At 61.2% G+C, this 12,255-nt stretch carries 11 protein-coding genes; 5 read left to right on the top strand and 6 right to left on the bottom strand.

Annotated elements, in window-relative coordinates:
* From E2F43_RS04080 to E2F43_RS04070, 3 genes are all read right to left on the bottom strand, one after another.
* The gene (locus tag E2F43_RS04080) at positions 1-1,629 is read right to left on the bottom strand and encodes an HAD-IB family hydrolase (RefSeq protein WP_133209800.1); all 1,629 of its coding nucleotides are present in this window, start codon (positions 1,627-1,629) and stop codon (positions 1-3) included.
* Between the two features lie 396 nt (positions 1,630-2,025).
* Entirely contained in the window at positions 2,026-2,889 is an 864-nt protein-coding gene (locus tag E2F43_RS04075) for a class I SAM-dependent methyltransferase (protein ID WP_133209798.1), read from the bottom strand.
* Between the two features lie 28 nt (positions 2,890-2,917).
* Positions 2,918-3,409 carry an adenylyltransferase/cytidyltransferase family protein gene (locus E2F43_RS04070; RefSeq protein WP_133209796.1) on the bottom strand — a complete coding sequence of 164 codons (492 nt, stop codon included), beginning with the start codon at positions 3,407-3,409 and terminating at the stop codon, positions 2,918-2,920.
* 103 nt (positions 3,410-3,512) lie between these two features.
* On the opposite strand from E2F43_RS04070, the gene waaF reads away from it, so the two are divergent.
* On the top strand, positions 3,513-4,586 hold the full coding sequence (waaF, locus tag E2F43_RS04065) for a lipopolysaccharide heptosyltransferase II (protein WP_133209794.1): 1,074 nt from the start codon (positions 3,513-3,515) through the stop codon (positions 4,584-4,586).
* 236 nt (positions 4,587-4,822) lie between these two features.
* Here the strand turns inward: waaF and E2F43_RS04060 are convergent, their stop codons facing one another.
* Both E2F43_RS04060 and E2F43_RS04055 read right to left on the bottom strand, forming a co-directional pair.
* The gene (locus E2F43_RS04060) at positions 4,823-6,118 is read right to left on the bottom strand and encodes a radical SAM protein (protein ID WP_165954186.1); all 1,296 of its coding nucleotides are present in this window, start codon (positions 6,116-6,118) and stop codon (positions 4,823-4,825) included.
* A 65-nt stretch (positions 6,119-6,183) separates the two neighbouring features.
* Positions 6,184-7,110, bottom strand: a complete 927-nt coding sequence (locus E2F43_RS04055) for a Gfo/Idh/MocA family protein (protein WP_165954185.1) — start codon at positions 7,108-7,110, stop codon at positions 6,184-6,186.
* A gap of 163 nt (positions 7,111-7,273) precedes the next feature.
* On the opposite strand from E2F43_RS04055, the gene E2F43_RS04050 reads away from it, so the two are divergent.
* The 4 genes from E2F43_RS04050 to E2F43_RS04035 are packed head-to-tail and all read left to right on the top strand — an operon-like array spanning position 7,274 to position 11,115.
* A complete protein-coding gene (locus tag E2F43_RS04050) occupies positions 7,274-8,047 on the top strand; it encodes a class I SAM-dependent methyltransferase (protein WP_133209788.1) in 774 nt (257 codons plus the stop codon).
* Positions 8,040-8,432: a GtrA family protein gene (locus E2F43_RS04045; RefSeq protein WP_133209786.1), complete on the top strand. Its 393-nt coding sequence runs from the start codon at positions 8,040-8,042 to the stop codon at positions 8,430-8,432. The genes E2F43_RS04050 and E2F43_RS04045 overlap by 8 nt, the downstream gene beginning before the upstream one ends.
* A 13-nt stretch (positions 8,433-8,445) precedes the next feature.
* Positions 8,446-9,405: a glycosyltransferase family 2 protein gene (locus E2F43_RS04040; protein WP_133209785.1), complete on the top strand. Its 960-nt coding sequence runs from the start codon at positions 8,446-8,448 to the stop codon at positions 9,403-9,405.
* 12 nt (positions 9,406-9,417) lie between these two features.
* Positions 9,418-11,115: a hypothetical protein gene (locus E2F43_RS04035; protein WP_133209783.1), complete on the top strand. Its 1,698-nt coding sequence runs from the start codon at positions 9,418-9,420 to the stop codon at positions 11,113-11,115.
* Here the strand turns inward: E2F43_RS04035 and E2F43_RS04030 are convergent.
* Positions 11,112-12,248, bottom strand: a complete 1,137-nt coding sequence (locus tag E2F43_RS04030; RefSeq protein WP_133209781.1) for an acyl-CoA dehydrogenase family protein — start codon at positions 12,246-12,248, stop codon at positions 11,112-11,114. The genes E2F43_RS04035 and E2F43_RS04030 overlap by 4 nt on opposite strands.
* Positions 12,249-12,255: the final 7 nt, after the last annotated feature.

Below are 12,255 nucleotides of genomic sequence, written 5' to 3'. Positions count from 1 at the left end.
TTATTTTGCGGACTTGGGTCTGGCCTTGGGCCGGGCCTTGCCGGCGGCCTTTTTCCTGGGAGTGGCCTTTGCCTTTGCCGCTGCTTTTTTGGCGGCGGCTTTTTTCCTGGCCGGTGCTTTGCCGCCAGCGGCGGCTTTTTTACGTGCTGGTGATTTGCGCTGTCGTTTCTTGGGTTTGGCGGCTGCAGGATCCTCCAGCTCGGGCTGCCCGAGACTGCGTGCGAACATGTTGCGCACTTCGATCACGTGGCTGTCGATGGTCTTGGCGGACCATTGACTGGTGTCTACCGGCGGCAGTACTTCCACGTCGACGGTGGCCGGGCGGAATACGAAATCACCCTTGGGAGACACATCGCCGGCGTTACGGATGACGATGGGCACGATGGGCACTCCCGCCTGCATGGCAATGTGGAAGCCACCTTTCTTGAACGGCGCCAGCTTCGGTGACACGGTGCGCGTACCTTCCGGCGCCAATACCACCGACCGGCCCTCATTGCGCATCGCGTCGACCAGGGGCGCTATGGATTCGATCGCGCTTTTGGAATCTGCGCGGTCGATAAACACCACGCCACCAAACTCCATCACCTTGCCGATCAGCGGTTGTTCTCGCTTGATCTCTTTTTTCCCGATACCGGCGATGTCCCGACGCAGCAGTTTGGCAATGATCACCACGTCTGCCTTGCTCTGGTGGTTGAACAGGAAAACACAGGGGCGATGAGACCACAGGTGTTCCTCGCCAGTCACATTGAGGTCCAGGCCTATCAGGGCGCTGGCAGTGTCGGCGAACAGGGAGAATGAAAAGTTGACCGAGTCGCGGCGCGATCCGGTGAGTGCGTAGATGGGCAGTCCGGCGGCAAAGCTGGTCACCAGGCTGGTAGTGGCGGCGATGGAGCGGACGAATTGGCTGACACTGGGTCGGCCGCGGCTGCCAAAGCGGGCTGCAGGCCAGTTGTTCTTGTGGGCCAGCCTTTGCAGTTTGTCGCTGGGATTGAGTGCCCGCGGATGGCCGACACGCTCCAGCAGCAACTGGTCGTCGGTACTGTCGGAGTAAAAAAAGCCATCGTCCAGGTCGGCGCCGACCTGTGCCGCCAGGTCCTCAGCCGCATCCACCTTGCCCTGGCCAAAGCAGGTCGGCTTGACCACACCACCGGTGAACTTCCCGTCCACCACCTCCAGCCGGGTGCACAGTAAATGCTCGATGCCCAGGTCTTCCGCTGCCGGGGCGACCTGGTAGGGGGTCGCGGAGGAAATGATTGCCACCGTGTGACCCCTGGCGAGGTGGGCGTTTACCAGGGCGCGGGATTCGGGGTAAATGCGGCGGGCAATCTGCCGGGTATACAGCTCCTCGCCCACCTGCAGGTAGGTTTCCTCGTCGATGCCGCGCATGAACTGGGAAGTGACCGCCATCATTCCGGAAAAGCCAAGGTTGCCCAGACCAAAACTGGTCATGGCGCGGGCAATTTCAACAAAGTCCCGGGTAGAAATATCGCCCCGGCGTAATTGTTCGCGGATGAAAACGGTGGCGGAGTAACCGGCGATAATGGTGCCGTCGAAGTCGAAAATTGCAGTGATCTGTGGCCCTTTCGGTGCCTTCTCGATGTCCTGCAGCAATTGCTCAATGCTGGCCATGGGGTTCCCTTCGTTGATGGGGCAAGCATAGCGCAAACTTATTAGGAACGTAGACCTTATTCCCTATCCGGGCATAAAAAAACGCCACCGGGCCTGTGAGCGCAGTGGCGTGGTTGGGGTAAAGCGGTGTAAATACTGCGGAGGCTGTAACTGGTCCGGCCCGCTACCGGATCACCTTCCTCTGGCTGTGGCCATCTCTGACTAATGTCCACCCGCTTCCCCAAGGAACAGGCAAACTTCCGTGATCGCGACTCACCCCATGCGTGTAGTCCAATCTGTTGCCTGAGTCATCAGTATTGGGCAGGCACTTTTTACTGGCAAGAAATTCCGCTATGATATTTTATTATTTCTAATAATAACCATAGGTTATATCATGGGCGAGTTCAGCCCCGCAGGCTACTGGCGGACCTTACGGAATAACAACGTCATGCGGTCCGATTCACCAATCGCCAGCATCGCCGCCCGCTGTTCCGGGTCGTCCTGGCTGCCGCTCAGCGAGGGCGGCAGGCGCCAGACAGTGTCGCCGGGGCCGGGTCGGTCCTTGGGGTTGGCGTTTATCTCGCTCTGTGCCACCAGCTCAAATCCCGCCTGCTCCATGGCGGCAATAACCGTGGACTGCTTGAGGTAGCCGCGGCTGCCGTCAGCCCCCTCGTCCGGTGCCGACTCGGGCAGTCGGTGCTGCACGATACCGACCATGCCGTCGTCCTTGAGCATGCCGCGCACCGAGGCCAGTGCCTGTGCCAGCATGCCGGTCTGGGCGTTGAAGCGATTGAGGTTATGCAGGGCGCGAATCAACAGCACCCGGTCGACGGTGCCCGCAGCCTGCGATGGCACAGTGGTAAAGGTAAAACCGTCGGTGGTGATGCCGTTGTCGGTAAAGCCGGCCACCATGGAATTGAATTTGCCGGTGGCAGCAGCGCGTGCCTTGCGCCATTCGTCAGTCCGGCCGGGAAACATTGGCCAGATTCTCTCCGGGTAATTGATGCCGTAGAGAATTCCTCCACTGCCCAGATAGTTCGCCAGGATATTGCTATACCAGCCACCCCCCGGAAGTCCTTCGGCGACCGTCATTCCCGGCTCGACCTGGAAGAAAGTCAGTGTTTGAACCGGGTGTCGAGCGGCGTCGCGGGCGCGGTCTGACTCGCTGCGGGATTCAACGGCTGCAACCAGGGCGGGGTTGGGCGCGGCGGCAACGGTCGGGGCCAGGGCGCTGATCACTGCGAAGCTGGCAGCGGCGAGGGTTTTGGTTACAGGATGCATTGGCAGTTCCTCGGGGATTGATTCCGGTTCAGATCTCACCGCGCTGGCGCAGGGCCTCGCGCAGGGCGGTGGAGCTGTGGGTCTTGTCATCGCCGACAAATTCGATGCGTCCACCGCCGGCCTCCACAGCGAAACGCTCGGGCATTTGCGCCAGCGTGTAGTCGGTACCCTTGGCCTGGATGTGGGGACGGTACAGTTCAATCAGGGGGATCGGGATGGCGGCGTTAAGGGGGATCACGTAGTCGACCGCCGCCAGCGCTGCGATGACCTCCATGCGCTCTTCGCAGGGGTTGATCGAGGGTTCGCGATTGCTGTTGGTGGCGATCGATGCCTCTGTGTTGACGGCAATCACTAACACATCGCCAAGGGACTTTGCCGCCTCCATATAGCGAATATGGCCCACATGGATGAGGTCGAAACAGCCATTACCGAAGACAATAATTTCCCCCCGCTCGCGGTGCTGCTCGAGAATCGGCACCAGATCGTGGGGATCACTGTATATTTTTTCAAAGCTGTCCATGGGGGGCTGACGTTTCCGGGGCATCGCTCCTGCGCAGTGTAGCGGGGAATCAGGGTGGAATATATACTCCGGGCCTGGTCATCAGAAGGTTTTCGCCCCTAATATGCAAGCTATCCCGTTTCCCGAGGAGCCTGAGCGCATCCTGCTGATACTGCCGACCTGGGTCGGCGACGTGGTGATGTCGACGCCGTTTATTCGCGCGCTGTTTGAACGGTTTCCACAGGCGGAGATAACCCTGCTGATGAATCGCCACCTGTATTCACTACTGGAGGGTAGCCCCTGGGTGAGTCACTGCGAGTTCTGGCCGCCGCGGAACAGGACCGCAGCAGCAAAGCAGCAGCACCGTGAGTTGCTCTCCCGGTTGCGGGCAAAGGAGTTTGACCTGGCGGTCATGCTGCCCAATTCCCTGCGCAGTGCCTGGCTCGCATTTCGCGCCGGCGCCCGCCGCCGGGTGGGGTTCAATCGCGACGGCAGGGGTCTGTTGCTGACCGACCGGGTTGCCGTCCCCAATCGGCTCAACCGCGAGTACCAGCCGATGCCGCTTTGCGATTACTACGCGGTACTGGCAGCCGCGCTGGGCATGGATCATCCGGGAGACGGATTGCAGTTATTCCTCACCGAGGAGGACGATACCGCGGTGGAGCAGAGGCTGCGGGCCGAGGGCGTCAAGGCGGAGCAGCCCCTTGTGGTGCTCTGCCCCGGGGCGAATTTCGGCGCATCCAAGTGCTGGGCGCCCGAGCGTTTCGCCGCAGTCGCCGATCGGCTGGTGACTGAGTACAGCGCGGCAGTCGTGATCAGTCCCGGGCCGGGAGAGGAGCCTCTGGCCGAGGCCATCCGTGACCACATGGCCCAGGCCTCGGTGCTGTTAACCGAACCCTGTCTCAGTCTCGGTGAGCTCAAGTCCCTGATCGCCGATGCCGACCTGTTGCTGGGCAACGACACCGGCCCCCGGCACTTCGGCCGCGCCTTCGATACCCCGCGGGTAACGGTGTTCGGTCCCACTGAACAGAAGTGGACGGATACTTCCCATGGCAGTGAAACCATCGTCAAGGTGGAGGTCCCCTGTGGTCCATGCCACAAGAAGGTTTGCCCGCTGGAGGAGCAGGTCTGTATGACGCGGGTGACGGTCGATAGGGTGGTTGAGGCATGTCGGGCTGAACTTGCGGCAGTGCTTTAGGTTTCGTTTCGGCGGCGCCGTACCCGGCAAGCTAGATTACGTTCCGGGGTACGCCAAAAAGCGTACGTCCATGTACAGGCTCGGCTGCAGCCGTCCCTGGCTGCAGACGCCCCCGAAACGTAATCTAGCTCACCGTGCACTATGTTGGCGCACAGCTCTCCCTGGTGTTTTGGCGCGAAAGCTCCGGGGCAGGCGCAGCGCGGTTAGGAGTGAACTAACCCAGTAGTAATAAAGATCTAGAGAAAATAATCCGCCTCAGCCGACTCATCCCAGGACAGCTTGCCCAGCTCTTCCGGGTTGGCAATCAGCCGCTCAATCCACCAGTTCACATCGTTGTAGAGACAGGTCACCTTCTCGCAGGTCACCGTGGCGTTGAAGTTTCTCACCAGGTCGGCAGTCACACCGCGGGTCGCGTCGTAAGACTCCACCCCCGCGTTGGCATTCTTGTCGCCCAGTCGGCCGTGCTCCTGGTTGCGATACACCGGGCAGTTGTAGAGGCCAAGTGGTGATAACACCTGGCGGAAAAACTGCATGTGGCACTGCTGTGGCTGCTTGGCCAGAGTCTGGGTCTGGCGTTGCAGCATGGCCTTGAGCCCGGTGGACTGGTGGACCCGAAAGCTGTCGTCGGCGAGGGTCATCGCCTCATCCACCTGTGCCTGGATGCGATCGACGATGTCGTCCAGGTTGGAGTTGGAGTTGATGTCTATCACCTCCGCGTTGTTAACCTCGTCGCGGGTGAGGAAGGGCTTGAAGCTGATGTAATCAAAGCGGTTGTCCTTGGCCAGCTTCGCCGCCTGGGCGATTTCGTGCAGGTTTTCCACGATTTCGGAGTCGTTGATCTCGGCTCCCCGCCAGGTGACGATGTAGGAGAAGCCCACGGTGACATCCGGGTTGGCGTCCTTGATGAGCGGCACCCTGGCGCAGATACCCTCGAGGGTAAAGTTCTTGCGCGGCTTGTGCATGGGCTGGAACGTGGCGTCAGTGCCGGAGTCCAGCGACAGGCGTACCCAGTCGGATTTGTCCATGCAGTCGGCGACTTTGGCGATCTTTTCGTTACCGGTGCCGTTGGAAACGATGGCGATCTGCAGGCCCAGGTCCTTCATGAAGCGGATGACTTCCTCGAACTTGGGATAAAGCGTGGGTTCGCCGCCACCGATGACGATGACTGATTTCATGCCCCGCTCGGCCATGACCTTGAGCGATTCGAGCAACTTGTCGTGGTCGAAGCGAATACCGGTGTTGAGTATGTCGAGGTCGACGCAGTGGTCGCAGGCGTAGTTGCAGGCGGTGGTGAGATCCAGGTTGATGGAAATGGGCGCAAAGTCGGGGACTTTGTCCGGATCGAGGTCGGTCGCCTCGGTGTCTTCGGCACTGCGGATGGCGACCTGCCAGCGAACATAGTGCTCCAGGGCTTCCCTGGCGCCGGGCTGAACGAGTTTGGTGGCGAAATCGTGAATACTCGCCAGCTCCAGTTGCTCCTCGTGTTCCGCGGCGGGAGCATCTACGTCTGTCAGGGGGATTGTATCGTTCAAGGGGCACCTCAGGCGCTGGCGAAAGTCAGTGGTAATCAGGCGGCAATTGTACGGGGACAGTGGCCTTAGCGCCAGACGGCGGCCAATTGCAGCAAGTTGCGGTGGGCGCTGCGCAGGGTCGCACCATCGGTGCTGCTGCCTTGGGCCAGCGCGGCCAGGAAGGCTGCAGCCACCTGGTGCAGGGGATCGGCGAAATCCACCCGGGCCGCGGCGCTGGCCAGTGATTGGCGATAATCGGGCAGTGAGACCACGCGGTCCGCCCGCAGGCCGTTTATTTCGTACCACGCCGGTCGCGGCCGTTGTTCGCAGGTTTCCAGCAGCAGGCGGGCGTTGACAGTGCCCAGCGCGTGTCGGTATTGGCAGCTGAGCGCCAGCTTGCCGGTCGCTTGCTCAACTTCCATGGCGCAGTTCTCGCAATCCCCGGTTCCCGCCAGCGCCTGCAGCATGCTGATAAAGTGGGGCGCGGAGTCGGTGATCATCTCCTGGCCAATGGAAATCGGGCTGAGGCGCATGCCGAAATGGCTGATATCCCCGGGCAGTTGACCGTGCAGCGCCTCAAATGCGGCCAGCGTGGTCGGCCACTGGGCCACCATCTGCAACAACAGGCCCCGCTGCTCATAGGCAGCGATCAGCTGTTCGGCGTCTGCCTGCCGCGCCGGCCATGCCATCGGCTTTTCCACCAGGCAGTGGCAGCCGGCGGCCGCGACCACTGACAGCTGCTCGGCATGAAAGCGCCAGGGTGAACACAGGGTCACAGCGTCGGGCTCGAGCACCTCCAGTGCCGTTGCCAGATCGGTGAAGCCCCGGGTTTTGATATTCCACTCGCCTGCCAGGCCAGACAGCGCGTCCTGGACGCTGCGGTCACTGGTACCAACGATGCCGCAGATATCCGCACCGGCTGCCGCCAGACCGGCAGCGAGAAAGGGGCCGGTTCCCTGGCGGACGGAGCGGGCGCCGACGATCAGCACTCTGGGGGGGCTGGTCTGGTTCAAGGTGCTTTCCATGGATGTAGAACCCGGCATTGTAGCCCAGATGAAGGCTGGCCTGGGCCACCGTGCCGCAGCGAGTGGCCGAGTCTCGAAATGGCCGATATTTGCTTTATTTCTGCGGATAGCCGCTTGATACTGAAGGCTTTGTGAGGATAAACGACAAACAATGAGCGCTCCGACTGCAGCCGAACTCCTGGAATTACAGGAATCATTGTACGTGTCGAGAAACCCCACCAGGCGTTGGTTGCACCGGAGTCGACGCGACTGGGTTGTCTCGATGATCCGGCGTTGGGGGGAGAACAGCAAAAACGCGCTGGAGGTTGGCCCCGGTTCCGGTGTCTATCTGCCCGAGCTTGCCGACGTCGCCCAACAGGTGGTCGCCGCGGATATCGAGGAGGCCTACCTGGCCCAGGCCAGATCCATGGCTGAATCCGAGACCAGGTTATCGGTCGTGTGTGACGATATCACTGCCACCCGGTTACCTGCCGACAACTTCCAACTGGTGCTGTGCACCGAGGTCATCGAGCATATCGCCGATTCCCGGGCTGCGATTGCCGGCCTCGCCGGGCTGGTCAGCGAGGAGGGCGTGTTGATTCTCACCACGCCGCAGAAGTACAGCCCCTTGGAGCTGTTCGCCAAAATTGCTTTTCTTCCCGGAATCATTCAGCTGGTCAAGTGGGTCTACCGCGAGCCGGTGATCCCCACCGGCCATATCAACCTGCTGACCGAGAGTGAATTGTTGCGCCAGGTTGCGGCCAGCGGCCTGGTGGTGGAGTCGGCCTGGAAGTGCGGCTTTTACCTGCCCCTCGTTGCTGAACTGGGCGGTGATAGCGGCTGCCGGTTTTTGCAGTGGTGCGAGCGCAAATTGCGCGGCTCGGCGCTGTCCTGGCTGCTGTGGACCCAGTGTTACCTGCTTCGGCCCGGCGGCCGGGATGATTGACCTGGCGAAGCTGCTACGCTTTTCCACGGTCGGTTTGCTCACGGCTGCCTTTTACGTTGGCCTGCTGTCGCTGGTGGTGGAGCTGCAGCTGGCGCAGCCCGTGCCCGCCAGCGTCTTCTGTTATGTCGGCGCCGTGGTGCTGAATTACCTGCTGCATTACAGCTGGACTTTCGCACCCGGCGGAGAGAGCGAGCCGGCGCCTCACGGGCGGGCGCTCACCCGCTACCTGGTCATGGTGTCCTGTGGCTTTTTGATCAATGCCGGCCTGATGCACCTCTTCGTCAATGTTCTGGTGTGGCATTATCTGCTGGCGCAGACCTGTGCCCTGGTGGCTGTAGTAACATGGAACTTCGTGGCGTCCAACCTGTGGGTGTTCAAGACGTGAAGGAGAGCTGGTTTTGTCGCAGACGCTAAGCGTGGTGGTACCTGTCTATAACGAGTCGGAGGTGCTCGAGACCTTTCATGTTCGCCTGGTGAAGGTCATGGACGAGCTCCGGCTTCCCTACCAGGTTTTATACGTGGACGATGGCAGTGAAGCGGAGTTTTTATTCCAGTTGCAGTGCCTTCGTGACAGTGACCCGAGGGTTGCCGTGCTGGAGTTGAGCCGCAACTTTGGCAAGGAGGTTGCCCTGTCAGCGGGGCTGGACCATGCCACCGGTGATGCCGTTATCGTTATTGATGCCGATCTGCAGGACCCGCCCGAGCTGATTCTCAGTTTCGTCCAGGAGTGGCGGGCCGGATACGACGTGGTTTACGGCCAGCGAACGGAGCGCCGCGGGGAAACGGCAATGAAGCGCTATACCGCGGGGGCGTTTTACCGGCTGATGAGTGTCCTGGGTGATGTGGATATACCCCGTAACGTGGGCGATTTCCGCCTGCTGAGCCGACGCGCGGTTGACGCCCTCAACGCGCTGCCGGAGCGGCGGCGTTACATGAAGGGACTTTATGCCTGGATCGGCTTTCCCCAGAAAGCCGTGCCCTACGTGCGCGAGCCACGGGCGGCGGGCGAAACCAAGTGGAACTACTGGCGCCTGTGGAATTTTGCCCTGGAAGGCATTACGTCTTTTTCCGCAGCACCGCTGAAGATGGCCACCTACCTGGGGTTGTTAACGTCCACGTTTTCATTACTGTACGGCCTCTATTTCCTGATTCGCACCCTGTTGTTCGGCAATCCGGTACCGGGCTATCCCTCGCTGATCATCGTGGTGTTATTTCTCGGCGGTGTACAGTTGATCTGCCTGGGTATCATTGGCGAATACCTCGCCCGCACCTACCAGGAAAGCAAGGGGAGAGCGCTTTACTTTCTCAAGGCTTATCACCCGGCCACCAGTGTCACCGACAAAAACGATGCCACCTAGGGGCCTTGCAGGATGACTCACCCGCTGGCTGAGCCCCGCTACCTGTTGCTGCTGTTGTTTGTTGCGGGTTGTGTGTTGTACCTGTCTTTCGGTTACACGGAAATGGCGGGTTCCGACCTCTGGTGGCATATCGCCGCCGGCCGGGAGATTCTCCAGACCGGGTCGCCCCGGCTGGTGGATGACTGGTCCTTCAGCGCCAACGGCGCGGATTGGCTCAATCATGAATGGTTGGCCGATATTATCTACTACCAGTGGGTGTCGGTGTTTGGATTGACTTCACTGGTCTATTGGAAGTGGCTGCTTATCGTTGTCACTTTCGGCGTGTTGCAGTATGTGCTTTACCGCCAGACCGGCTCCGCCCTGGCCGCTTTTATCTGTGCCGGCATGGCGGCGGCGATGGCGGCCCCGTTCCTGGACGTGCGCCCGCACCTTTATACACTGCTGTTTTTCAGTGTTCTCCTGGGACTGGCCTGTGGCCGTCAGGTCTCCCGCTGGGTGCTGGCGGTACTTTTTGTCGTCTGGGTGAACCTGCACGGTGGATTCTTCTTCGGCCTTATGGCCCTGGCGATTCTGGTGTTTCCCTGGCGCCATTTATCCCTCGACCAGTTTCGCCCTGCGTTTATCACCGGCGCGCTCTGTGTCGCAGCCTGTTTGTTAAACCCATCGGGCTTCGAAACCCTGCTGTTTCCCCTGGTCTACGCGTTTGATGACAGCTCGCCCTATCGTGAACTGGCCGAGTGGCACAGCCCTTTTCGTGAAGGCGGCATTCGTTCGCCGCTTTTTTTCGTCCTCATGTGGGCACCTCTGCTGGCCCTGGCTTATACCGTCAAGAAAGTGCGCAGGCGAACCGGCCTGCCCTGGGAGGGCCTGTTGCTCACGGGGCTTACCCTGGCGATGGCGTTAACCTCGCGCCGCTTTATTCCTCTGTTTGGTATGTCGCTGGCACTGATGCTGGCCCCGTTGCTGGCGCTGCTGATGTCCGCTATCCGTAAACCGGCGCTCCGCTATACGCTGGCCGTGGTGGCCTTGCTGGCGGCGGTTGTCCGCCTGCTGCCCTATCCCCTGCAGGCCGCCCCCGCTTTTCATTACCTGACCGCCGAGTACAGTTACCCGCAGGACATGGTCGATTTCATTGAGGCCAACAACTTCAAGGGCAGGGTTTACGCCCTGTACAACTGGGGGGGATACCTGCACTGGCGCACCGATGGCGAGCTGAAGGTCTTTATCGATGGCAGGGCGGATACGGTTTACGATGCCGATACCTACTATCATTACATTGGCGTTCTTGCCGGCCGGCCCGGCTGGATTGACGCCGTGGAAGCCACCGGCGCGCAGTTTGTGCTCTGGCCTTATGGTCAAAGGAATGGACAACAGAAACTGGAGGCATTGCGAGCCACGGGCCGCTGGCGGGCGCTATACCAGGACTCGGTGTCCTGGCTGGCGGCGCGGACCAGTGTTGAGCTGCCTTCGAAACCGACGTTTCCACCCCCTTCGCCCCTGCGTGAGCTGAGCCGGGCGACCACCCTGGCGAGGAATGGCCAGGGTCACGAATCGCTGCAGGCGGTGCAGAATGTCAGGCGGAAACTGCCCTGGCAAAAAAATGCCTGTCAGCTGGAAATCAACCTGCACCGGGCCTTTAACGACGCAACCAGCGCCCAGCGGGTGCTCGATGAGTGCCTGGGATATTTCCCGACCCGGCTGCTGCGTTAGCCCGGGTCACTCGCCAGGTATTCCTCCGCTATGCTGCTCCCCAACTGGGCGGTGAGCTGGGCGCTGTTGCCCAGGCTCATCTCAATCTGCCGGGCCTGCAGGCAATAGCGGTGTAGCGGGTAGTCCCGGTCCACGCCGGTGCCGCCGTGGCAATGCTGCGCGGCCTGGCTGACCCGGTGGGCGGTATCGCCGCACCAGATTTTGGCGATCAATGATGCCTCCCGGGCGGGGCGGCCCTGGTCGATCAGCGAGGCCGCCTGCTCGGTGACCAGGCGCAGGCATTCAACATCAATGTAGCAATCTGCGACCCGGTGGCTCACGGCCTGGAAGGTGGCGATCGGGCGACCGAACTGCTCCCGCTCTGTGGTGTAGGAACCGGTCATGCGCATCATCTTGTCCGCCAGGCCCACCATCATCGCGCAGAGGGCGGTGCGGGTGGCACGCTGTATCCATTGCATGGCTTCCACTGCCTTGCGGCCGACCGCCACGATGTCCTCATCCGGAACCTGGACAGCGTTCATGGCCATTTCGTGCAGGGTCTCGCCGCTGGTCACCAGCTGCGGCGAGAGTGTTATGCCCGCAGCCCGGGGGTCCACCAGCGCCACCACCAGCTCGTCACCGTTGCGGGCACTGAGCAGGATTCGTCGGGCAATCGTCGCCTGGCTGACGCAGATCTTGGTGCCGCTGATGGCATAGCCGCCGACGGTGGCGGCGGCGATTGCGTCGGGCCGAGTGGGGTCGTCGTTGGCGTACTCTTCCAGCGCGCTGCTGACCTGTAAACTGCCTGCGGCGATGCCGGGCAGCCAGGTCTCCTGCTGTTGGTCACTGGCAAAGCGCCGCAGCGTGCCCGCGGCACTGACCAGTACCGGTACGACTGGCGCGGGCGCAACGGTTCGGCCCACTTCCTCACACAGGGCAGTGACCGCGTAGTAGCCAAGGTCGGTGCCGCCGAATTGCTCCTGGATGTCCAGGCCGAGCAGGCCGGCCGTTGCCAGTGCCTGCCACAGGTCCGGGTCGAAACGCGGCGCCTGCCGCTCAATGGCCTCAAGCTGGTCGACCGTGGTGAAGTCATTGAGAATCTGTTGCGCCAGGTTGTTAACACTGGCCAGCTCTTCCGGGATATTGAAATCCATGCCGCTT

Origin of the sequence: Seongchinamella unica (assembly GCF_004354085.1) — a bacterium.
GTDB classification, from domain to species: domain Bacteria; phylum Pseudomonadota; class Gammaproteobacteria; order Pseudomonadales; family Halieaceae; genus Halioglobus; species Halioglobus unicus.
This window is presented reverse-complemented; position numbering and strand designations above follow the sequence as displayed.

Coding starts and splice junctions, on each gene's coding strand:
- E2F43_RS04035 (WP_133209783.1), top strand. CDS start 9,418: ATGACTCACCCGCTGGCTGAGCCCCGCTACCTGTTGCTGCTGTTGTTT.
- E2F43_RS04080 (WP_133209800.1), bottom strand. CDS start 1,629: ATGGCCAGCATTGAGCAATTGCTGCAGGACATCGAGAAGGCACCGAAA.
- E2F43_RS04075 (WP_133209798.1), bottom strand. CDS start 2,889: ATGCATCCTGTAACCAAAACCCTCGCCGCTGCCAGCTTCGCAGTGATC.
- waaF (WP_133209794.1), top strand. CDS start 3,513: ATGCAAGCTATCCCGTTTCCCGAGGAGCCTGAGCGCATCCTGCTGATA.
- E2F43_RS04070 (WP_133209796.1), bottom strand. CDS start 3,409: ATGGACAGCTTTGAAAAAATATACAGTGATCCCCACGATCTGGTGCCG.
- E2F43_RS04030 (WP_133209781.1), bottom strand. CDS start 12,248: ATGGATTTCAATATCCCGGAAGAGCTGGCCAGTGTTAACAACCTGGCG.
- E2F43_RS04045 (WP_133209786.1), top strand. CDS start 8,040: ATGATTGACCTGGCGAAGCTGCTACGCTTTTCCACGGTCGGTTTGCTC.
- E2F43_RS04050 (WP_133209788.1), top strand. CDS start 7,274: ATGAGCGCTCCGACTGCAGCCGAACTCCTGGAATTACAGGAATCATTG.